The organism is Microbacterium sp. HM-570, from assembly GCF_054165885.1.
Genome location: NZ_CM135111.1, coordinates 3,088,734 through 3,111,684 on the forward strand (window position 1 = coordinate 3,088,734; position 22,951 = coordinate 3,111,684).

The 22,951-nt window shown below is 67.7% G+C and carries 17 protein-coding genes; 9 read left to right on the forward strand and 8 right to left on the reverse strand.

Translation table 11 applies throughout. The features are described 5' to 3' along the window. Positions 1–59 precede the first annotated feature (59 nt). Complete coding sequence (locus ACT9TC_RS14765; protein WP_458041210.1) at positions 60–668, reverse strand: hypothetical protein; 609 nt, start codon at positions 666–668, stop codon at positions 60–62. Between the two features lie 123 nt (positions 669–791). On the opposite strand from ACT9TC_RS14765, the gene ACT9TC_RS14770 reads away from it, so the two are divergent. Next, on the forward strand, positions 792–2,177 hold the full coding sequence (locus tag ACT9TC_RS14770; RefSeq protein WP_458041211.1) for a M50 family metallopeptidase: 1,386 nt from the start codon (positions 792–794) through the stop codon (positions 2,175–2,177). 226 nt (positions 2,178–2,403) lie between these two features. Here ACT9TC_RS14770 and ACT9TC_RS14775 read toward each other — a convergent pair whose 3' ends face one another. After that, complete coding sequence (locus tag ACT9TC_RS14775; RefSeq protein WP_458041212.1) at positions 2,404–4,329, reverse strand: anthranilate synthase family protein; 1,926 nt, start codon at positions 4,327–4,329, stop codon at positions 2,404–2,406. 203 nt (positions 4,330–4,532) lie between these two features. Here ACT9TC_RS14775 and ACT9TC_RS14780 point away from each other — a divergent pair, with 203 nt between their 5' ends. Continuing rightward, positions 4,533–4,808, forward strand: a complete 276-nt coding sequence (locus tag ACT9TC_RS14780) for a 2TM domain-containing protein (protein WP_458041213.1) — start codon at positions 4,533–4,535, stop codon at positions 4,806–4,808. 67 nt (positions 4,809–4,875) lie between these two features. Continuing rightward, complete coding sequence (gene ispG / locus ACT9TC_RS14785) at positions 4,876–6,006, forward strand: flavodoxin-dependent (E)-4-hydroxy-3-methylbut-2-enyl-diphosphate synthase (protein WP_100814030.1); 1,131 nt, start codon at positions 4,876–4,878, stop codon at positions 6,004–6,006. A gap of 86 nt (positions 6,007–6,092) precedes the next feature. Here ispG and ACT9TC_RS14790 read toward each other — a convergent pair whose 3' ends face one another. From ACT9TC_RS14790 to ACT9TC_RS14800, 3 genes are all read right to left on the reverse strand, one after another. Further along, entirely contained in the window at positions 6,093–7,577 is a 1,485-nt protein-coding gene (locus tag ACT9TC_RS14790) for a maltokinase N-terminal cap-like domain-containing protein (protein WP_458041214.1), read from the reverse strand. After that, entirely contained in the window at positions 7,574–9,343 is a 1,770-nt protein-coding gene (gene treS / locus ACT9TC_RS14795; RefSeq protein WP_458041215.1) for a maltose alpha-D-glucosyltransferase, read from the reverse strand. The genes ACT9TC_RS14790 and treS overlap by 4 nt, the downstream gene beginning before the upstream one ends. A 244-nt stretch (positions 9,344–9,587) precedes the next feature. Then, on the reverse strand, positions 9,588–10,529 hold the full coding sequence (locus ACT9TC_RS14800) for a linear amide C-N hydrolase (protein ID WP_458041216.1): 942 nt from the start codon (positions 10,527–10,529) through the stop codon (positions 9,588–9,590). A 179-nt stretch (positions 10,530–10,708) separates the two neighbouring features. On the opposite strand from ACT9TC_RS14800, the gene ACT9TC_RS14805 reads away from it, so the two are divergent. Then, complete coding sequence (locus ACT9TC_RS14805; protein ID WP_458041217.1) at positions 10,709–12,475, forward strand: proline--tRNA ligase; 1,767 nt, start codon at positions 10,709–10,711, stop codon at positions 12,473–12,475. Between the two features lie 36 nt (positions 12,476–12,511). Beyond that, a complete protein-coding gene (locus tag ACT9TC_RS14810) occupies positions 12,512–14,344 on the forward strand; it encodes a lipase family protein (protein ID WP_458041218.1) in 1,833 nt (610 codons plus the stop codon). Between the two features lie 18 nt (positions 14,345–14,362). Here the strand turns inward: ACT9TC_RS14810 and ACT9TC_RS14815 are convergent, their stop codons facing one another. The 3 genes from ACT9TC_RS14815 to ACT9TC_RS14825 all read right to left on the reverse strand — a co-directional run bounded on the left by ACT9TC_RS14815 (position 14,363) and on the right by ACT9TC_RS14825 (position 17,620). Then, the gene (locus tag ACT9TC_RS14815; protein WP_458041219.1) at positions 14,363–15,178 is read right to left on the reverse strand and encodes a DUF1206 domain-containing protein; all 816 of its coding nucleotides are present in this window, start codon (positions 15,176–15,178) and stop codon (positions 14,363–14,365) included. A 96-nt stretch (positions 15,179–15,274) separates the two neighbouring features. After that, positions 15,275–16,081, reverse strand: coding sequence for a DUF1206 domain-containing protein (locus ACT9TC_RS14820; RefSeq protein ID WP_458041220.1), 807 nt, complete (start codon positions 16,079–16,081; stop codon positions 15,275–15,277). A 66-nt stretch (positions 16,082–16,147) separates the two neighbouring features. Further along, the gene (locus ACT9TC_RS14825) at positions 16,148–17,620 is read right to left on the reverse strand and encodes an alanine/glycine:cation symporter family protein (RefSeq protein WP_458041221.1); all 1,473 of its coding nucleotides are present in this window, start codon (positions 17,618–17,620) and stop codon (positions 16,148–16,150) included. Between the two features lie 275 nt (positions 17,621–17,895). On the opposite strand from ACT9TC_RS14825, the gene nusA reads away from it, so the two are divergent. From nusA to rbfA, 4 genes are all read left to right on the forward strand, one after another. Then, positions 17,896–18,882 carry a transcription termination factor NusA gene (gene nusA / locus ACT9TC_RS14830; RefSeq protein ID WP_458041222.1) on the forward strand — a complete coding sequence of 329 codons (987 nt, stop codon included), beginning with the start codon at positions 17,896–17,898 and terminating at the stop codon, positions 18,880–18,882. Between the two features lie 154 nt (positions 18,883–19,036). Then, positions 19,037–19,309 (forward strand): YlxR family protein, encoded by a 273-nt coding sequence (locus tag ACT9TC_RS14835; protein WP_458041223.1) that lies wholly within the window; start codon positions 19,037–19,039, stop codon positions 19,307–19,309. A 55-nt stretch (positions 19,310–19,364) separates the two neighbouring features. Continuing rightward, on the forward strand, positions 19,365–22,172 hold the full coding sequence (infB, locus tag ACT9TC_RS14840) for a translation initiation factor IF-2 (protein ID WP_458041224.1): 2,808 nt from the start codon (positions 19,365–19,367) through the stop codon (positions 22,170–22,172). A gap of 178 nt (positions 22,173–22,350) precedes the next feature. Further along, positions 22,351–22,878, forward strand: coding sequence for a 30S ribosome-binding factor RbfA (gene rbfA, locus ACT9TC_RS14845; protein ID WP_458041225.1), 528 nt, complete (start codon positions 22,351–22,353; stop codon positions 22,876–22,878). Positions 22,879–22,951: the final 73 nt, after the last annotated feature.

A 22,951-nucleotide genomic window follows, 5' to 3' on the forward strand; every position in this document is an offset into this window, starting at 1 on the left:
GCGGCGATGAGCCGGTACGACGGATTCGTGGGGAACGCTCGGGCGGATTGCCCGGCGGATCATGCGACGCTGGCGTCGCCCCACTGCAGAGGTGGCCCACGGCGGCGAACCACACCGCGGGCCATACGGACGAGAGGTGCGGGCGCGTCCGCGAAGGTCGCGCGTGGAACGGATGCCCAACCGACCACCGTGGCGGTGGCGCGGCCGAGCAGGCGGAGGGTCCACGCGGCGATGGCGCGCAGCATCCGTTCGCCGGCGAGCAGCAGGACGAACGAGGCGATCGCGGCGAGAGCGTGCGCGGCCAGCATGGGGGGAGTGGGGAGCACGAGCTGCGCGACGGACCCGGTGGCATCTACGACGATCTGACCGTGCTGGTGCAGGGCCCCACTCTGCGGAGCTGCGCTCGCGGGCGCACCGGAGCCCGAGGTCAGTGCGAAGACGGTGTGCAGGGCCACCTGCGTGACGACCACGGCCGACGCGAGTCCGACCGGACGGAGCCCCCGACCGACGAGCGCGGTCGTGATCGGCCAGGCGAGAGCGGATACCCCGAGCAGGACAGCGAAGCTCGGTGCGGAACCGCCAGCGATGGTGTGCGAGACGGCGGCGAAGAGAACGGCGATCGTGGCGGCGGATGCCCCGCGGAGCGCGCGCAGTTGGCGTGTGCGCATGCCCGGCCCCGATCCGCTCGTTCGTTGGTGCTCTGTCGACTTTAGCGGCGTCCTCCCGCGCCTCCGGCCGCACGCATACGAGCCTCGGGGCGCGCTCCAAGCAACCGGCGGTAGCGTAGGCCCGTGACCGTGCTGACTTTCGCCATTGGCTTGCTTGTCATCGTCGTCGGCCTGGCGATCTCCATCGCGTTGCATGAGGTCGGGCACCTGGTGCCGGCCAAGCTCTTCGGCGTGCGCGTCGGCCGATACATGATCGGGCTCGGCCCCACTCTGTGGTCGCGGAAGTTCGGCGAGACCGAGTACGGCATCAAGGCCCTTCCGATCGGCGGGTACATCTCGATGTCGGGCATGTACCCCCCGACGCCCGCCGAACGCGAGGCCGAGGTCACGCGAGTGGGCGCTCAGGATGCAGACGGCGGGGGAGCAGCAGCGCCGCCACGCCAGGGCCGCACGGCGGGGATGTTCGCGGCGATGATCCAGGACGCACGCGTCGCCAACGAAGAGACGATGATCGGCACCGCCGACACACGCACCTTCTACCGCCTGCCCGTCTACAAGCGCATCATCATCATGCTCGGCGGGCCCGTCATGAACCTGCTGCTCGCCATCCTGCTCTTCATGCTGGTCTTCAGCGGGATCGGCGTGCAGAGCGCCTCGACATCGGTCGCGGCCGTCAGCGAGTGCGTCGTCGCGGCCGGATCCGAACAGACCGAGTGCGGACCGGACGACCCCGCGAGCCCCGCGGCGGCAGCCGGCATCCTTCCCGGCGACCGCATCCTCTCGATCGATGGAGCACCCGTCGCGACGTTCGATGAGGCATCCGCGATCATCCGCGACAACCCCGGCACGCGCCTGAACTTCGAGATCGAGCGGGACGGTGCACAGCAGACCCTCGCGGTCACGCCCCTGCTCGCCGAGCGCCCGGTTTACGACGACACCGGGCAGCCCGTGGTCGATGCGGACGGTGTGGCGGAGACTCAGGATGTCGGCTTCGTCGGCATCACTCCGGCGAACGAACTGCAGAGCCAACCGATCTGGACAGGGCCACAGGCCGCGATCGAGAACGTCGGTGCCGTGGTCGGTATCGTCGCGCAGCTGCCGGTCAAGCTCTACGAGACGGGCGTCGCGCTGTTCACCGGTGGTGAGCGAGACCCGAACGGACCGATGAGCGTCGTGGGTGTGGGTCTGATCGCGGGCGAGGTCGCTTCGACGGACGCGCCGATCCTGAGCCGCGTTTCGGTACTGCTCGGCCTGCTCGGTTCGCTCAACATTGCGCTTTTCGTCTTCAACCTGGTGCCGCTGCTCCCGCTCGACGGCGGTCACATCGTCGTCGCCCTCTGGGAGGGCGTGAAGAAGGCGTCGGCGCGCCTGTTCCGTCGCCCGCCGCCGAAGCCGGTCGATGCGACCAAGCTCGTGCCCGTCACGTTCGTCGTCGTGGTTCTGCTGATCGGGATGGGAGCGCTGCTGCTGCTCGCCGACGTGTTCAATCCGATTCAGCTGTTCAACTGACGATCCGGCGCTCCTGCAGTTCCCTGAGCCTGTCGTCGCCTCGACGCTCCCTGAGCCTGTCGTCCCCTCGACGCTCCCTGGCTGGTGGTCACCTCGCAACCTGGGGCGCCAGAATCACCCTGGGGCGCGGGGGCTCGCGCCCCAGGGTGATTCTGGCGCCCCAGGTTAGATCAGAGGGGCAGTGCGGCCCAGCAGGTGCTCCGCCGGGGACTCAGCGCCCGCGAGGTCAGGCGTCGACGGGGGTGAAGGCCTGAGCGATCAGGCGCTCGAGGGTCTCGATCCCGTCCCGCGAGAGGATCGACTCGAGATGGCCCTGCACCGAGGCATAGCCCGGGCCGCGCATCGCATAGACGTCGCCGGATGCCGGGTCCGCCGCGATCTCGGTCTGCCCGAGCCGCGTCGTTCCGGGCTCCACGCTGACCGTGAACGTGTTGTAGAACCCGATCGATGGGCGTTGCCCGAACACGTCGACGCTGAGCTGCAGGCCCTGGTGTGGCCGGGCCAGCGGGGCGAGGGTCATCCCGAGCGTGTGCGCGAGGATCTGATGGCTCAGGCACACTGCGAGCAGCGGACGTCCCGAAGCCAGCCGAGCCGACACGATCTCGCGCATGCGGTGCATCCGGGGGCTGTCGTCGAGAGGGTCGCCCGGACCGGGGCCGGCGATCAGGAGTTCGGCGTCGGATGCCTCGGCATCCGTCACCTCGGACCAGTGCTCTATGCGCACGGTCAGCCCGAGATGGCGCAGCTGGTGGGCGAGCATCGTCGTGAACCGGTCCTCGGCGTCGACCACCAGCGCGGTGCGCCCGGTGAAGGGCCCCGGGGCGTCGGTGTCCTGCGGGTTGAGCCAGAACGGAGCCAGCCGCGAGTTGCGCGAGGCGAGCAGCGTCGCGATCGCGGGGTCGTCGGCCAGCGGTGCGCGGAGCGTCGTCGGGGCGTCCGGATCCGCAACGGGTGCTGGCGCACTCTCGCGCGGAACCGCGCCGATCGCACCGAGCAGACCCGCGGCCTTGCCGTGCGTTTCGCCGACCTCGCCATCCGGGTCGGAGTGGCGCACGAGCGTCGCACCGACAGGCACGCGCAGGCGCCCATCGACGAGGTAGGCCGTGCGAATCAGGATCGGCGCATCCAGATCGTGTGCGTCGCCGTTCGGGGTGAAGAGGGCGGCGACACCGGAGTAGTAACCCCGGGCGCTCGTCTCGTGTCGGCGGATCACCGTGCACGCGTTCTGCATCGGCGAACCCGTGACGGTCGGCGCGAACATCGTCTCGCGCAGGATGTCCCGAGGATCGAGCGTGCTCCGGCCCCGCAGCATGTACTCGGTGTGCGTCAGCCGGGACATTTCTTTCAGATGCGGACCCGTGATGCGTCCGCCATCCGAGCAGACGGCGCTCATCATCTTCAACTCTTCGTCGACGACCATGAAGAGCTCTTCGGTCTCTTTCGTGTTTTCGAGGAACTCGGTGAGCGCCTCCGGCGTCGAGCCGCCCGCGGGGTGGCGGAACGTACCCGAGATGGGGTTCATCGTGACGACGCCGTTACTGGCGCTGACGTGCGCCTCAGGGCTCGCGCCCACGGCGACATGGCCGGGAGTGACGATCGCGAACGTCCAGTACGCGCCGCGCTCGTGCTCGAGTAGCGCGCGGAACCAGGTCAGGGCGGTCTCGAGCGGGTCGGCCTCGACACGAGCTGTGAAGTCACGGCGGATGACGAAATTCGCTCCCTCGCCGCGTCCGATCTCGTCGGCGATGACGTCGCGCACGATCTCGGCGTAGTCCTCGTCGGAGACGTCGAAGCCGGTGTCGTGCAGAGGCACCGGCGCGGTGGGAAGGACGCGCATCGCGTTGTCTCGGGACACAACGCCGCGCTCGGTGACGATGATGCAACGAAGCGGTGCTCCGTCGTCGTGGCATTCGAATCCGCGCTCGCGCACCTGCCGGTACGGAACCAGGGCCAGGACCTCTTGCGGTGCGCCCCCCGCATCCGTCAGCGGGATGTCGGCGAGCAGCTCGACGTCGACGACGGTGCCCGTGAGGACTTCGACATCAGCGCCGTCGCGCGCGATCAGGACGAGGGGACGGTCGGCTGCGGAATCGCGCAGACGCTTCAGCAGCTCGCTGCCGTCCGCATCACTAGGGGGGCGATGGCCGGTCATCGTGGGTCCTTCGGCTCGGCCCGGCGGGGCGGTCGCTCAAACGAAAAGACCGCCACTCGGGCGGTCTGGATTCGTGGAAACGCGAACACACCGCCTAGAAGGCGGGCCACCAGGAACGGTTCGCGAACATGCCGTCACGATAGCACGCGGGACGCGGGCCACCGCTCTTCCGGGCGGCGCCCCTACGGCCCTATGCTTTCGCCATGAGCGACGATCTGCGCGCACGCGCCATCAACCGATTGAAAGCCAAGAACCACTTCTGGCAGTCCCTCATCACCTGGCTGATCTTGAGCGTCCTCTTCATCCTCATCTGGGCTTTCTCGGGCGGACCCGGGGGAGGGTTCGAGGGATTCTGGCCGATCTGGCCGATCGTCGGCATCGCCATCGGGGTTGCATTCACGGGCGTTCGGGCCTTCGGTCCCGCGGCGGGAGGGCCGTCCGAGGGCCAGATTCAGAGCGAGATGAAGCGCATCTCCTGAATCTCGCTCCCGACCCGGCGGGGTCGTATCCGCGTAGGCTGGGTGCGTGCCAGCAGTGAATCTCGGAATGCCGAAAGTGCCGGATGTTCTCGCGCCTCGTCGCAAGAGTCGACAGATCCGCGTCGGCAAGGTGCTCGTCGGTGGCGACGCGCCGGTCAGTGTGCAGTCGATGTGCACGACGCCGACGACCAATATCAACGCCACGCTCCAGCAGATCGCCGAACTGACCGCATCCGGTTGCGAGATCGTGCGCGTCGCCGTCCCGTCGCAGGATGACGCCGATGTGCTGCACATCATCGCGAAGAAGAGCCAGATCCCGGTCATCGCAGACATCCACTTCCAACCGAAGTATGTCTTCCAAGCGATCGACGCGGGCTGTGCCGCCGTGCGCGTCAACCCGGGCAACATCCGGAAGTTCGATGACCAGGTCGGCTCGATCGCAGCGGCTGCGAAGGCCGCCGGAGTTTCACTCCGCATCGGCGTGAACGCCGGATCTCTCGACCCGCGCCTGCTGCAGAAGTACGGAAAGGCGACGCCCGAGGCGCTCGCCGAGAGCGCGCGCTGGGAAGCATCCCTCTTCGAAGAGCACGACTTCCACGATTTCAAGATCTCGGTCAAGCACAACGACCCCGTCGTGATGGTCAAGGCATACCGTCTCCTGGCCGAGATGGGCGATTGGCCGCTGCACCTCGGGGTTACCGAGGCCGGCCCCGCCTTCCAGGGCACGATCAAGTCGGCGACGGCGTTCGGCATTTTGCTCGGGGAAGGCATCGGCGACACGATTCGTGTCTCGCTCTCGGCCCCGCCCGCCGAAGAAGTCAAGGTCGGCCACCAGATCCTGCAGTCGCTGAACCTGCGCGAGCGCAAGCTCGAGATCGTCTCGTGCCCGTCCTGCGGGCGTGCGCAGGTCGACGTCTACACGCTCGCCGACGACGTGACCGAGGGGCTCAAGGACATGACCGTCCCGCTCCGCGTCGCGGTGATGGGCTGTGTCGTCAACGGCCCCGGCGAGGCCCGCGAGGCCGACCTGGGCGTCGCATCAGGCAACGGCAAGGGCCAGATCTTCGTGAAGGGGCAGGTCATCAAGACCGTCCCCGAGTCCGAGATCGTCGCAACGCTCATCGAAGAGGCAAACCGTCTGGCGGATGAAATGGGCCCCGGTGCCGCGCCTGGGACGGCCCAGGTCATCACCGCCTGACCCGGCAATCTTGAGCGGGCAGCCCTGACCCGAGGTAGCCCTGAGCCGGGCCACCTCAGAGCCGGGCCACCCGGTCTGGTGGCGAATTACTCCGCGTTGATGCGCGCGAGCGCGGCCAGCGGGATTCCCACCCACGCGGGGCGGTTGCGCTTTTCGTAGACGACCTCGTAGACGGCTTTATCGGCGACGTATGCCGCGAGCAGCACGCGGCGCTCGTGGGCGCTGGCCTCGTCTTCGGCTCGCGGAGTGTCGCCGCCATCGTTCGAGGCCTCGTCGGCCTCGTCGGCCTCCGGGGGACTCAGAGCCGCGATGTATCCGTCGACGAAGTGAGTGCGTGCCCGCGAAGACCACTCGCTCGAGCGTTCGCCCCGCAGGGCCCACTCTTCCTCATCGATGATCCGGGTCGTGCCTGCCAACGACATCTCCACGACACCGGGCGCATAGTCGAACGAACGCAGCATGCCGGCGACATCTCTCCACGGCGAATCGGGCAGCGCCCGCTCTGTGAAGGGCCGGCCTGGCTCGCCCTCGAAGTCCACGAGGCGCCAACCGCGTGACGTGCGCAGCGTCTGACCGAGATGCAGGTCACCGTGCACGCGCTGCACGTCGAGTCCGTCGAGCGCCGCGACGTCCGCGAAGACGGCGCGCAGTCGATCGGCGTGAGGCTCGATCTCGGGAACCACCCGGAGGGCCTGGTCCAGACGCTCCGTCATGGCAGCCGCGAGAGCCGCGGTGGCCTCCTGCCCGGTCCGATCTGACGGGAAACGCTCGCGAAGCACCGCGTGCACCTTGGCGAGGGCTTCGCCGAGGCGCGCGGCCTCTCCCGCGAAATCGCCACCCGAGTCATCCACTCCCTGTTCGAGGTCTGCCAGCAGCGTGCGGACACTCGCCATCGCGAGCTCGAATCCGTCGGTGGCGGTGCGGAGGAACTCCTGCAGCATGGCCAGCTGGAAGACCTCGCCGTCGACCGTCGCCTCGATCCACCCGTAGAGCTCGGCGATGTACTCCGACTCGCCCCGAGTGAGTTCCTCGTGAATCTCGATGTCGGGGTTCACGCCCGGACTGAGCTTGCGGAAGATCTTCATCATCGCGGTCTCGTCGAACCGGACCGACGAATTGGACTGCTCGCCCGTCATCGGCGAGGGGCGCAGCTCGGGATCGAGGGGCTCGCCGCCGGGCAGTCGATGGAATCGCAACCCACCTGCGTCGGCCTGGCCGCTCGTTTCGGCGGCTACGAAGGCGTCCAGCCAGAGCGCCATGGCGTCGCGGTCGTGCACCGCGTCGTAGAGGTGCCGCTGGTGACCGTCGACCTCGATCGCGCCGACGTACGCGTGGCCGATGCGGTCTTCGATGTCGCCGTAGCCGGCCAGGGGTACTTGGTACAGCTCCGTGCCGCCGACCTCGTCGTCGTACTCCACGGACACGAGGTACACGGTCACCTTCGGCCGCTCGGGTGCCGAAAGCTCAGCGAGCACGCGAGCCTGCGAGACCCGGAACGGGCGTCCCTTGCCGCCGAACCAACGTGTTCGTACGAGATAGCCCTCCAACAGGGCGTAACCGATGTCGCTCACAGCAACCCCACCTCCTCCGACTCGGTCGCCGGCTCGTGCAGTTGGAACCAGTAGAACCCGTGGCCGCCGAGAGTCAGCAGGTACGGCAGCTCGCCGATCCGGGGGAACGGAGCGCCACCGATGAGCTCAACGGGCACCATTCCCTCGAAGCGGCGCATATCGAGTTCGACGGGTTGGGGGAACTGGGACAGGTTGTTGACGCACACGATCACATCGACCGTACCGTCATCGTTCGTGTGCTCTCGGGAGTACGAGAGCACCGACGGGTTCGATCCGCCGAGATCGTTGAAGCTGCCGAGCCCGAATGCCGGATGGCGTTTACGGGCGTGGATCATCTGGCGCGTCCAGTGCAGCAGCGACGAGCGGTCCTCCTGCTGAGCCTCGACGTTGACCGCGAGGTATCCGTAGACCGGGTCCTGGACGATCGGACGGTCGAGCTTGCCCGGGTTCGCGGTCGAGAACCCGGCATTGCGATCGGATGTCCACTGCATCGGGGTGCGGACGCCGTCGCGGTCGCCGAGCCAGATGTTGTCGCCCATCCCGATCTCGTCGCCGTAGTAGAGGACGGGGGACCCGGGCAGCGACAGCAGCAGCGCGGTGAACAGTTCGATCCGGTCGATGTCGTTGTCGAGCAGGGGAGCGAGACGCCGACGGATGCCGATGTTGGCTTTCATCCGCGGGTCCTGGGCGTATTCGTTCCACATGTAGTCGCGGTCTTCGTCGGTCACCATCTCGAGCGTGAGCTCGTCGTGGTTTCGGAGGAAGATTCCCCACTGACATCCGGACGGAATCGACGGCGTCTCGGCGAGGATCTCGCTGATCGGGAACCGCGACTCGCGGCGCACCGCCATGAAGATGCGGGGCATCACGGGGAAGTGGAAGCACATGTGGCACTCGTCACCCCCGACATCCGGATCTCCGAAGTAATCGACGACGTCGGCCGGCCACTGATTCGCCTCGGCGAGCAGCACCCGACCTGGGTACTCGGTGTCGACGATCCCCCGCACCTTGCGGAGGAACTCGTGCGTCTCGGGAAGGTTCTCGCCGTTCGTGCCCGGCCGCTCGTACAGGTAGGGCACGGCGTCGAGTCGGAAGCCGTCCAGGCCCATATCGAGCCAGAATCGCATGGCGTCGATCATGGCCTCATGCACCTTCGGGTTGTCGAAGTTGAGGTCGGGCTGGTGCGAGAAGAACCGGTGCCAGAAGTATTGCTTGCGGACCGGATCCCACGTCCAGTTGCTCGGTTCGGTGTCGACGAAGATGATGCGGGCTTCCTCGTAGAGCTCGTCGGTGTCACTCCAGACGTAGAAGTCGCCGTACAGGCCATCCGGGTCGTTGCGGCTGGCTTGGAACCACGGATGCTCGTCGCTCGTGTGATTCATGACGAAGTCGATGATCACGCGGATGTCGCGCTCATGCGCCGCGTTCAGGAACTCCTGGAAGTCGGCGACCGTGCCGAGCTCCGGCAGGACGCCGGTGTAGTCGGCCACGTCGTACCCGTCATCACGCAATGGCGAGGGAAAGAACGGCGGAACCCACAGGCAGTCGACGCCGAGCCACTTCAGGTAGTCGAGTTTGTCGATCAACCCGCGGAAGTCTCCGGTGCCGTCGCCATCCCCGTCCTTGAACGAGCGCACAAGTACCTCGTAGAAGACGGCGGTCTTGAACCATTCCGGTTCGGGGCTGCCCGGCGTATCCGGAAACGGCTCCTGCGTCATGATCGGGATCGAGGCCGTATAGGGGGCGGGCTCTGCGGCGGCAGTCATACGTTCGTCCTCACTCGGGTGCGGTCGTCGCTGGTTCTACGCGTGCGGGGTGGCAGGCAGGCAATGAACCACCTCTCTAACCTGTCACAGGCGTGCTCTGAGCGCGATCATCCGGGCACCCGTTGCGCGGGGATGGACGTTGCGCTATTGGCCGCGCTGCAGTGTCCCGAGTAGGCGAGCCGTCACGAACCGCTGCATCCGTTCGATGTATGGAGCGTTTTGTGACAGCTCGACGTAGCCGAGCTCAGTAGCGGAGGGCGGCGGGCGCTAGACGGGATGTCTGGTCGCCGACGAGTGATGTGTCGCGCGGGTCGAGACGCAGCGCCTCGGTGGTGCCCGCGAGCGAGGGCACGTCGATCCAGAAGATGCCCGGACTCCGCGTTGAGCCGAAAAAGTATGTGCGGTTCGTGAGGTCCGCCGCCGAGCGCCACCAGGTCGGGTACACGCCGCCATCGGCGTAGGGCGCGCCGTAGGGCACCGACACGTTGGCGATCAGCTGCACGACCCCGGCGACGGCCTCGTCGAGGCTTGCGGGCTCGGGCAGATAGTGCAGGAAGTATGCCGCGCGCACGAACCGGTCGGGCGAGGTGATGTCGCCCGGGGGAGGAAGCTCACCACCGAACGGGCGATAGCGCGCGAGGTTCTCGAGCTGCTGGTCGAGTGTCGGCGAGTTGGCCATCACCGTGAATTCGGGTCCGTGGTGCACGACCATCCGCCCGCCGAGCGGCTCGATGATCGCCGAGTCGCCGGTGCTGTCCTCGAGGGCGATGTGCACGCCGAAGGTTTCGCCGCGGAGTAGGGGAGCGACGATCCGGATGTCTTCCACGGCCGCGATCGCATCCGCAACGGTGGCGAAGTTGTCGAGCAGGTACTGGACCCACATCGTGTGGGCGACAGTCGGGCGTTCGTCGGCGGCGGGGAACGACACATCCTCGGGATCCAAGTACAGCGCGTGAGCAGCCAGACCTGCGTCGTTCAGCCCGTCGACCGTGCCGATGCCCCACATGCTGACGACGACAGTGGCGTGCTGCGAGACCCAGGCGAGGGATCCTTCGCCAGCGTCGCCCGAGCGTTGCTGTCCGGCCGGGATGTACCAGAGCTCCGGTTCGTCGCTGACGGCCCAGTCCATGCACCGTGCCACGGTCTTGGCGATGGGATTGTCGTTCCAGAAGATGCGGGTGCACACGCGGGCGAGCCTATCCGGCCCACGGATCCGTTCGCCTGGCAGTCGTTGCGGGATGGGACGCCACGAGCCAACAACAAGTGCCAGGTGAGCGGATCCAGCGGCGCTGCGCGGACCGGGCGCGGGGATAGGCAGAACGCGGCGAAGGGCCCCGGGCATCCGCGCGCCTAGACTGGACGATCGTGGTCACCCGTCTCTCGCACTACTTCCTCCGCACACTCCGTGAGGACCCCTCTGACGCAGAAGTCACGAGCCATCGGCTGCTCGTTCGCGCCGGCTACATCAGGCGCCAGGCGCCCGGTGTCTTCGCCTGGCTGCCGCTGGGGCTGAAGGTCAAGGCCAAGATCGAGGCCGTCGTTCGCGAAGAGATGGCGAATGCCGGAGCGTACGAGGTGCACTTCCCGGCCTTGCTGCCGCGCGAGCCCTACGAGGTCACCGGCCGCTGGGAGGAGTACGGCGACGCGCTGTTCCGCCTGCAAGATCGCAAGGGCGCCGACTATCTGCTCGCGCCGACGCACGAAGAGGTCTTCACGCTGCTCGTGAAGGACCTGTACTCGTCGTACAAGGACCTGCCGCTGTCGATCTACCAGATCCAGGACAAGTACCGCGACGAGGCGCGGCCCCGCGCAGGCCTGCTGCGTGGCCGCGAGTTCACGATGAAGGATGCCTACTCTTTCGACTACACCGACGCCGGTCTCGACGCGAGCTACCAGTCGCAGCGGGATGCGTACGAGCGCATCTTCTCGCGCCTCGGCCTCGAGTACGTGATCGTGCAGGCGGATGCCGGGGCCATGGGTGGTTCGAGGAGCGAAGAGTTCTTGCACCCGACCCCGGTCGGCGAGGACACATTCGTCCGCTCGGACGGTGGCTATGCCGCCAACGTCGAAGCCTTCACGACGCTCGCGCCCGAGCCGATCCCGTTCGACGGCCTGCCCGAGCCCGTGATCTTCGACTCGCCGAACACGCCGACGATCGCCACGCTCGTCGCCCACGCCAACGCGCACCTCGACGCACCCGCGTCGGGGGAGTGGACCGCCGCGCACACGCTGAAGAACGTGGTGCTCGCGCTCACGCACCTCGATGGCACGCGCGAACTGGTCGTCGTGGGCCTGCCCGGTGACCGCGACGTCGACGACAAGCGCGTCGAGGTCGCATTCGCACCGGCCGCGGTCGAGGCCGCCACCGAGGCCGACTTCGCCAAGCATCCGCTGCTGGTCAAGGGCTACATCGGCCCCTGGTCGACCACGGGAGCGATCCTCGGCGCGGAATCCGCCACGAACATTCGCTTCGTTCTCGACCCTCGCGTGGTCGACGGCACCTCATGGATCACGGGCGCGAACGCGCACGAGAAGCACGTGCACTCGCTCGTCGCGGGCCGCGACTTCGTCGCCGACGGCTTCGTCGAGGTCGCCTCGGTGCGCGAGGGTGACCCGGCTCCGGATGGCTCTGGCCCGGTCAATCTCGCACGCGGCATGGAGATCGGTCACGTCTTCCAGCTCGGCCGCAAGTACGCCGAGGCGCTGGGCCTGAAGGTGCTCGACGAGAACGGCAAGCTCGTCACCGTCACGATGGGTTCGTACGGCATCGGCGTGACGCGCATCCTCGCGATCATTGCCGAGCTGGGCAACGACGACAAGGGTCTGATCTGGCCCGCCTCCGTCGCGCCGTTCGACGTGCATGTCGTCGCGACGGGACGGGATGCCGTGGCGTTCGACCTCGCGGCATCCATCTCCGACGAGCTCGAGGGCGCCGGACTCGATGTGCTCTACGACGACCGGCCCAAGGTGTCACCGGGCGTGAAGTTCGGCGATGCCGAGCTGATCGGTGTGCCCCGGATCCTGATCGTCGGCCGCGGTGCCGCCGAGGGCCAGGTCGAGCTGTGGGACCGCCGCACCGGTGACCGCGAGGTCGTGTCGGTCGCCGACGCGGTCGCTGCCCTCACCTCCTGAGGCCGGTACGCCGGAAGTCGATCTAGCATTGCCCGAGTGACTGACGAGCCGAGGGCCCCGCGCGCGCCCGTGCCGCGACGCGGCGGGGTGGGCCGGCTCGTGGGCCGCGCGCCCGCGTGGGTGGGCGTCGTCGTCGGACTCGGACTGATGGTGCTCGGCGTCTTCATCGTCACCCGCCCGTTGACCTCGCTGTGGGTCCTGGCGATCTATATCGGGATCAGCGCCATCGCCTCCGGTGCGATGGACCTGATCGCGCCACGCGACGTTCCCCGCCGGGCGAACATCCTCCTCGCCGTCCTGTGGATCATCGGTGGTGGCGTGATCCTGTTCTGGCTCGGACGAAATCTCGACCTGTTGCCCGAGCTGATCGCTGGACTGCTGGTGCTCGGCGGGCTCGGGGCGTTCATCGGTCTGTTCCGCGGGCGGGTGAGCGAGAGGGTGCTGGCCGGCGCTTCGGGTGCGGCGCAGGTGGTCTTCGGCCTGCTCGCCCTGTTGTGGCCGGATGTCACCCTGCTCGTGGTGGCGATCGCATTCGGGTTGCGGACGCTGGTGCTCGGGTCGGTCCTGACCTGGCGCGCGTCGCGGCGGATTCGAGGACGTTCTGCGCGCCCCGGTGAGACGACCGGAAACCGCCGCGGGATCGTCTGGGCGGCGGTCGGCCGGTACGCGCTCGCAGCAGTGCTGCTCGGGCTCGCGGGCGGGTCCTGGTGGGTGAGCACGTGGCTGGCCGACGGCGCGCCCGTCGTCGATGCTTTCTACGACGCCCCCGACGGCCCCCCGACCGCCCCCGGCACGCTGCTGCGCGAGGGTGCGTACAACGGACGCACCCCGGTCGGCGGCGAGGTGCGACGCATCCTGTACAGCACAACGGACACTTTCGGAAACCGTGCGCTGGCGAGCGGATTGGTCATCTCGCCCACCGAGATGCCCCCGGGCCCGCGCCCCGTCATCATCTGGAATCACGGCACCACCGGCGTCGCGCGGGGGTGTGCCCCGAGCCTCGCGGATGCCTCGGCGACACGATGGGCGATCCCCGCGATCGATCGCGCCCTGGCGGCGGGCTGGGTCGTCGTCGCGACCGACTACACGGGTCAGGGTGCACCGGGTACTTTCCCCTACCTGATCGGTGAGGGCGAGGCTCGCTCGGCCATCGACGCGGTGCGTGCGGCCGACGACGCGGACGGTATGTGGCTTTCGCCGGAGGTCGTGGTGTGGGGGCATTCGCAGGGCGGCCATGCCGCGCTCTGGGTGAGTCAGGTCGCGCCCGAGTACGCACCCGAACTGAGCGTGCAGGGGACCGTGGCGATCTCGCCCGCGGCCGACCCCCTGGCCCTCGCCGCGGAGCTGGCCCGGACTCAGGATTCGGCGATCCTGTCGGTGCTGATCTCGTGGGTGCTGGTGCCCTACGCCGACACGTATCCCGATGTCGAGATCTCGGACTACGTCGCGCCCGGCGGGCGCTCGATCGTGCGTGAGATGACACAGCGCTGCCCGACCGAGCCCGGCGTCGTCGTGTCGGTGCTCGCCGCGCTCGGGGTCTCGGCCGATCGGCCCCTCTACGACACCGACCTGACGGCGGGAGCGTTGGGCGAGCGGTTGGCGCAGAACTCGGCGACGGGACCCTGGACATCCCCGGTGCTCGTGGCGTGGGGAGGCCGGGACGAGGTGATCCCGTCCATGTTGTACGAGCGTTTCGTCGAAGAACGATGCGCCGAGGGGCAGGCCCTGCAGGTGCGCGTGTTCGATCGGATGGACCACACGGGCCCGATGCTGCCCGGTTCGCCGCTGCTCTCGACCATGATGCGCTGGACGCAGGCGCGATTCGATGGCGTGCCCGTCACGGCCGCGGCGAATGACTGCCCGGCCTGACCGGCGTCCCCGTCGTGGTCAGAGACGCGCGTAGCGGGCGCGGAAGAAGCAGTAGACGCCGTACGCGATGAACCCGACGCCGGCCGCGGCTACGAGCCAGGGCCCGAAGGGGAGCGCGACCAGTGAAGCTATCGCCTCGTCGATCCCACCCGCCTCGGTGGGATCAACCTGTACCGCCGCCGTGACGACCAGAATGCCGACAATCGCGAGGGCGACACCCTTCGCGATGTAGCCCGCGACGCCGAGGGCTGTCACGACGCGTCCGGCAGTGCCCCCGGGCATCCGGAGCTTCTTTCGGAAGCTGCGTGTCGCGCCCTTCACGACGTACGCGCCCCCGATCACCACGATGACGATGCCGGCGACGCCGAGGAGCAGGGGACCGGCGGGCAGCGACAGGACAGTGCCGCTGGCGTCCTGTGCGCTCTCGTCACCGCTCGACCCGGCACCCAGGGCGACCGAGGCCGCGCTGTAGCCGATCGCGGCGTAGACGATCGCCTTCGCCCACTCGCCGATGCGCTTCGCCCAACGCTTTCGCGCGTCATCCTCGTCGACCAGGACGCCCTCGATGACGTACCAGAGGGCCAGGGCGGCGAGCCCGATCGTCAGGATCCACAGGGCGACGAACCCCAGGGGTGCTTCCGAGATCGCGCGGAAAGCTCCGGTCTGGTCGGACTCGCCACCTCCACCCGCGCCGACCGCGAGCACGATCGCGCCGATCAGGATGTGCACCACACCGTTGGCGGCGTAGCCGGTCCGCGCGAGGGTGCGGAATGCGGGATGGGATGCCGCCTTGCGAGCCGTTTGCTCGGCGGAGTCTGCGACGTCAGGGGCCATGCCCCCGAGGCTACGCGCGACCGGAGCCGTTCACGCAGGGGAAGCGCGGGTCTCGACGCCGACCAGCGCGCGTGCTAAGGATCGCCGGAGCCAGGATCACAGGCGCGCGTAGCGCGCGCGGAAGAAGCAGAAAATCCCGTAGGCGATGAAACCGACGCCGATAGCGCCGACGAGCAATGGACCGAGGGCGAGCGCGAGAAGAGCCCCGAGCGCGCCGTCGAGACCGCCGGCCGTGCTCGCCTCGTCCCGGATCGCGGCGATCACGAGCAGCACCGATATCGCGATGAGGGCGATGCCCTTGGCGACGAACCCGACGATCCCGAGGGCGTCGACGAGGGTGCCGAGCCAGCCGTCCGGAACCGAGACCTGCGTGCGGTAGCTGCGCCGCACGCCCATGCCGAGAAAAGAAACCCCGGTGATGCCGACGCCGATGCCGACTCCGACGAGCAGGAATGCCCCACCGGGGATCCGCAGGACTCCGCCGCTGAGTGCTTCCGCCGCGCGCTCGCTGCTCAGTTGCGCGCCGAGTGCGATGGCGGCCGCGACGGTGCCGAACACGGCGAAAACGGCGGCCTGTCCCCATTGGCCCACGCGTCCGCCCCATCTCTGCACCGGATTCTCGCGGTAGACCAGCACGCCCTCGGCGATCTTCCAGACGGCCAGGGCGAAGAATCCCGCGGCGATGATCCAGAGCAGCGTGAACCCCAGGGGAAGCACGGCGATGGCCCGCAGCGCGCCCGTCTGATCGCTCACTGCATCGCCCCCGCGAGCCACGATCAGGGCGATGGCGCCGATCAAGCCGTGCACGATGCCGCTCGAGACATATCCGAGCCGCGCCAGGCCGCGGAACCACGGCACAGTCGTCGCCTCGCGCGCAACGCGCTTCGGGGCATCGGTGTCCATCGGCTCAGCCTAGGTCTGGCCGGCCGAGCCGATGGACACCTTCAGGACACCAGGGCGGCGGTGCCCCTATCGTTTGCGGACTTTCTCCTTGACGACGTCTGTGTCCACGTCGACGTCTTCCCATGCCGTGACATCGAGGTCGAGGTCGGCGAACTCCGCGACGTTGAATACCGGTCGGTCCACTCCGGCCTTCACCTGGCTCACGTAGTCCGACACGAATCGCAGTGCTGTGGGCAGCATCGCCAGAATCGCGATGAGGTTCGCGACCGCGAGCACTCCCATGAGCGGGTCGGAGAAGAAGAACACCGCGGTGGCTCCCGGAGCGATCGCTCCGATGAGGACGATCGCGATGACCGCCCAGCGGAGGATGTGGGTGGCGATGTTGCTCTTGGTGAGTTCTCGCAGCGCCGTCTCACCGAGGTAGTAGTTGTACATGATCGAGCTGAACGAGAAGAGCAGGATCGAGAACGTCAGAACATACAGGGTCCAGTCGCCGAGGCTGTCGGCCAGGGCTGTCTGGGTGAGCACGATGCCGTCGACCTCCTCGTTTCCTGGAACGTAGGCACCGCTGAGCAGGATGACGAACGCGGTCGCCGAGCAGACCAGCATCGTGTCGACGAACACCGAGAGCATCTGGGTGATGCCCTGGCTGACCGGGTGCTTGACGTAGGCGGTGGCCGCGACGTTCGGAGCCGAACCGAGACCTGCCTCGTTGGAGAAGAGGCCGCGCCGCAGTCCGTTGGCGATTGCCGCACCGATTCCGCCGGCGACGGCGGATTCGAAGCCGAAGGCGTTCTGGAGGATCGTCCAGATCATGGCCGGGACCTCGGTGATGTTGACGGCGATGACGATGAGAGCCATCAGCAGGTAGACGATGGCCATGACGGGCACGATCACGTCGGCGACCTTCGCGATGCGCTGGATGCTGCCGTAGACGATGACGCCCGCGAGCGCGGCCATCACGATCCCGGTGATCCAACGATCGATGGAGAAGGTGTTCTCCACCGCACCCGCGACCGTGTTCGCCTGGAAGGCGTTGAACCCGAGAGCGAACGAGGCCAGCAGGCTCACCGCGTAGATGATCACGAGCCACTGGAAGCTCTTGCCGAGGCCGTGACGGATGTATGTGGCTGGCCCGCCTCGGAATGATCCGTCGGGCATGCGGCGCTTGAATGCCTGCGCCAGCGTGCACTCGATCAGGCTCGTCGCCATGCCGACGAGGGCGATCATCCACATCCAGAAGACGGCGCCGGGGCCACCCAGCGTGATCGCGACCGCCACGCCCGCGATGTTTCCGCCGCCGACGCGACCGCCGATCGAGACGACGAGCGCCTGGCGCGCGCTGATCTGGTCGGGATCGGCCACTTTGTCGCCGCCGCCGAGGACCCGCCACATGCGCCCGAAGTATTTCAGCTGGATGAATCTCGTCGAGATCGTGAAGACGATGCCGAAGATGACGAGCATCGGAATCAGCGACCACCCCCAGGTGAAGAAGTCGATCTGAAGGAAGATGCTTTGCAGGAACGCCATGATGTCCATAGATCGACCGCTTTCCGTGTTCAGGGTTTCTTCAGCTTTTCGTCAGGTTGATGAAAGCCGAAGCGCGTTTCGCCTACATTTCGAGTTCACAACGGTCGCAACACGAACGGGGCTACCTTGCCCGAGAGTGCGGCCGCGTGCGGATGCACCGGACTGTAGCAACGATGCGGCGGCGCCGCACTCATCCGCACCGGCTTCTCGTGATGACATCCGGTAAAGTAGGCGGGATGTCGACGCGTGTGACGCGTTGACGAGAGCTGAATAGGGAGGTCTCCGTGGATATCGATCTCGGACTGCTGAAGACGATCGAGCGGGAGAAGGAAATCCCCTTCGACGAACTCGTGAGCATCATCGAGCAGGCGATTCTGACCGCCTACGGCAAGCACACGTCGCCCTCGGGCGAGGCGCCGGATGGTGCCCGTGTGGTGATGGACCGGAAGACCGGCCATGTCGGTGTTTTCATTCCCGTGACGGACGACGACGACGCCGTCATCGGCGAAGAAGAGACCACTCCCGACGACTTCGGTCGCATCGCCGCGTTCGCCGCCAAGCAGGTCATCGGCCAGCGGCTCCGGGACATCGCGGATGACGCGGTGCTCGGGGAGTTCAAGGGTAAAGAGGGCGACATCGTCGCCGGTGTCGTGCAGCAGGGACCCAACCCGCGCATGATTCACGTCGATCTCGGCTCGGTCGAGGCCATCCTGCCCCCCGAAGAACAGTCGCCCGGCGAGGCGTACCCGCACGGCTCGCGTCTGCGCGTTTACGTCACGAGCGTCGGCAAGGGGCCGAAGGGCCCGTCGATCACGGTCTCGCGCACGCATCCGGGTCTCGTCCGCAAGTTGTTTGCGCTCGAAGTGCCCGAGATCGCGTCGGGGCTCGTCGAGATCATCTCGCTCGCCCGCGAGGCCGGGCACCGCACCAAGATCGCGGTACGGGCCAACGACCCCGCGATCAACGCCAAGGGTGCGTGCATCGGCGAGATGGGGCGTCGCGTGCGCGCCGTCACCGAGGAGCTCGGCGGCGAGAAGATCGACATCGTCGACTATGACCCCGAACTGGCGAAGTTCGTGGGCAATGCGCTGTCTCCTGCGAAGGTGACGTCGAGCTTCATTCTGGATGCCTCGACCAAGGCCGTTCGTGCTCTCGTTCCCGACTATCAGCTGTCGCTGGCGATCGGCAAAGAGGGCCAGAATGCGCGGCTCGCGGCCAAGCTGACCGGCGCGAAGATCGACATTCAGCCCGACAGCATCCTGGAGTCGTAGGGGATCAATGTGGCGAAGCCGCGTTGATGCGCTACGACTCCAGATTGAGCGAGCGTAGCGAGACGAAATCTCCCACGTCGCCGTTTCGTCTCGCTTCGCTCGCTCAACGACCGGGGCTACGCTCGCTCAACGACCGGGGCCTCGGAGGTGTAAGATGGAACCTGTACGGACGTGTGTCGGATGCCGCGCACGTGCCCCCCGGTCGGCCCTTCTCAGGGTCGTTTCCATCAATTCTCATCTCGTCCCAGACGAGCGTGGGTCGATGCCGGGTCGGGGTGCGTGGGTGCATGAGACACCCGCCTGCGTGGATTCCGCTCTGCGGCGCCGCGCGTTCGTACGAGCACTACGTGCTTCGGGGCCACTCGACACGCAGACGTTAGAGAACAGGCTGAACGGCTATGGAAACAAAGTGAACGGCTCAGAATGAGTCCCGTCCGCGACTAACGGTCTGCCCTGCCTGGGTGGACCCAGACAGGAGAATTGTGGCTTCCAAACCACGCGTACACGAGATCGCTTCCGAGCTCGGCGTCGACAGTAAAGTCGCGCTGGCCAAGCTCAAAGAGCTCGGCGAGTTCGTCAAGAGCCCCTCGTCCACGATCGAGCCCCCCGTGGCTCGCAAGCTTCGCCAAGCGCTCGAGGCCGAGGGCGCAGCCGCGCCTGCGGCCCCGGCGCCCGCCGCCGCGTCGTCGTCCCCGCGCCCGGCCGGTCGTCCCGGTCCCGTGCGCCCGGCGGCGCCGGCTGCACCCGCGGCCGCTCCCGCCCCGGCTGCTCCCGCCCCGGCGCCCGCGACCCCGGCGCCCGCCGCGGCCGCACCGGCACCGGCAGCCCCCGCGGCGCCCGCCGCACAGGCTCCCGCTGCCCCGGCAGATGCGCCCGCAGCTGCAGAGGCACCCGCGGCACCCGCGGCCGAAGCATCCGGTGACGCCTCGGCGCCCCCGCGTCCCGGAGGAGCACCGCGCCCGGGTAACAACCCGTTCGCGAGCGCGCAGGGCATGGGACAGCGTCCGGCAGGACCGCGCCCCGGCAATAACCCGTTCGCCAGCGCGCAGGGCATGGGTCAGCGCCCGTCCCCGACGCCCGGCAACATCCCGCGCCCGCAGGCGCCGCGACCCGGCGCCCCGCGTCTCGGCGCACCGCGTTCCGGCGGCCCCGGTCGTCCCGGCGGTCCCGGTCGCCCCGGTGGCGCCCCGTTCCAGCAGCGTCCCGGCGGCCCCGGTCGCCCCGGCGGTGCCGGCGGCGGTGGCTTCCGACCCGGCGCGCCCGGTGCGGGTGCCCCCGGCGGCGGTGGCTTCGCAGGTCGCCCCGGCGGTGGTGGCGGCCGCGGCCGTGGCCCCGGCGGTGGCACGGCAGGTGCCTTCGGTAAGGGTGGCGGCAAGTCCAAGCAGCGCAAGTCGCGCAGGGCCAAGCGCCAGGAATTCGAGATGAGGGATGCCCCGGTCGTCGGTGGCGTCAACGTCCAGCGCGGTAACGGGCAGACGATCCGGATGCGCCGTGGTGCATCCATCTCGGACTTCGCCGACAAGATCGAGAACATCACCGGCTACACCGTGCAGCCCGGCACGCTCGTCACCATCCTGTTCAACCTGGGTGAGATGGCGACCGCGACGGAGTCGCTCGACGAGGCAACCTTCGAGGTCCTCGGTGAAGAACTCGGCTACAAGATTCAGATGGTCTCTCCCGAGGACGAAGACAAGGAGCTCCTCGAGAGCTTCGGTCTCGACCTCGATCAGGAGCTGGCCGACGAAGACGAGAGCGATCTCGAAATCCGTCCCCCCGTCGTCACCGTCATGGGTCACGTCGATCACGGTAAGACCAAGTTGCTCGACGCGATCCGCAAGGCCAACGTCGTCGCCGGCGAGGCCGGTGGCATCACGCAGCACATCGGTGCCTACCAGGTGTGGACCGAGCACGAGGGCATCGAACGCGCCATCACCTTCATCGACACCCCGGGTCACGAGGCGTTCACCGCCATGCGTGCACGTGGTGCGCAGGTGACCGACCTTGCGATCCTGGTGGTCGCGGCCGACGACGGCATCATGCCGCAGACGGTCGAGGCTCTCAACCACGCTCAATCGGCCGGTGTGCCGATCGTCGTGGCGGTCAACAAGGTCGACAAGCCCGACGCCAACCCGGCCAAGGTTCGTCAGCAGCTCACCGAATACGGTCTGGTCGCCGAGGAGTACGGCGGAGACGTGATGTTCGTGGATGTGTCGGCCACCAAGGGCACCAACATCCAGGATCTTCTGGATGCGGTTCTTCTCACGGCCGACGCGGGCCTGGATCTCACGGCCAACCCGAACAAGGCTGCCCGCGGTGTCGCGATCGAAGCGAAGCTCGACAAGGGCCGCGGTTCGGTCGCCACCGTCCTCATCCAGTCGGGAACGCTCCGGGTCGGCGACGCGATCGTGGCGGGCACGGCTTACGGCCGCGTGCGTGCGATGGCGGACGAGAACGGCGAGCCCGTGCTCGAGGCCTACCCGTCGCGGCCCGTGCAGGTGCAGGGACTCAACTCGGTGCCCCGCGCCGGCGACACGTTCATCGTCACCGACGAAGACCGCCTCGCGCGCCAGATCGCTGAGAAGCGTGAAGCTGCTGAGCGCAACGCTGCCCTGGCGAAGGCGCGCAAGCGTATCTCGCTCGAGGACTTCACGCGTGCTCTGCAAGAGGGCAAGGTCGAATCGCTCAACCTCATCATCAAGGGTGACGTCTCGGGTGCCGTCGAGGCCCTCGAAGAGTCGCTCCTCAAGATCGAGGTCGACGACTCGGTGCAGCTGCGCATCATCCACCGTGGTGTGGGTGCGGTGACGGAGTCCGACATCAACCTCGCAACGATCGACAACGCGATCGTGATCGGGTTCAACGTCCGGCCCGATGCCAAGGCCCGCGAGCGTGCCGCCCGCGAAGGCGTGGATGTTCGCTTCTACTCCGTCATCTACAACGCGATCGACGACGTCGAGCAGTCCCTCACCGGCATGCTCAAGCCGGAGTTCGAAGAGAAGCAGTCGGGTGTGGCCGAGATCCGCGAGGTGTTCCGCTCCTCCAAGTTCGGAAACATCGCCGGTGTCATCGTCCGCAGCGGAACGATCACCCGAAACGCGAAGGCCCGCGTCATCCGCGAGGGTGTCGTCATCGCCGATGGCCTGGCCATCGAGTCGCTGCGTCGCTTCAAGGACGACGTCACCGAGGTGCGCACGGACTACGAGGCCGGTATCGGACTCGGTAAGTTCAACGACATCCAGATCGGCGACGAGATCGAGACGACCGAGATGGTGGAGAAGCCGCGCGGCTGATCTTGATCGGGGTGCGGACGGGAAATCGTCCGCACCCACATCGGCTCCGGTTCCGGATGCCGGTGGTGGAAGCAGAGCGGGAACCTAACCCGATGCTTCCGCCGCCGACATCCGGAACCTCCGTCGTTCTCCACGCGCTCACTGCGCGGTGGGCTGGTGATGAGAAAGAAGTAGGAACATGGCAAGTGAGAGAGCGGCGCGCGTCGCCGACCGCATCAAAGTGGTTCTCGCCGAGCGTCTCGAGAAGGGACTGCGCGACCCGCGGCTCGGGTTCGTGACCATCACCGATGTCCGTGTGACCGGCGACCTGCAACACGCGAGCGTGTTCTACACGGTGCTCGGGTCCGAAGAAGAGCGCGCCGATAGCGGCAAGGCTCTGGCCTCCGCGACCGGGCTCCTGCGCTCAGAGCTCGGCAAGCACCTGAACACCCGGTTGACCCCGTCGCTGACGTTCATCGAAGACGCTCTGCCCGAGAGCGCCGACGCGATCTCGGCGCTGCTGCGCGAGGCGCGCGAACGCGACGCCGCCGTGGCGGGCCTCGCCGCGTCGGCACAGTACGCCGGCGACGCCGACCCGTACGTCAAGCCCCGCGACCTCGCTGATGACGCAGACCCCGCTGATGACGCGGACCTCGCTGATGACGCGGACCCCGCTGATGACGCGGACCTCGCTGACGCTGAGGCAGCCCCCGACGCCGACGCCTGATTGCTCGCCGAGTGCGCCGGTTCTCGCCGAGTGCGCCGGTTGTGGGCGCGAGAAACGGGCGGACTGGGTGGCA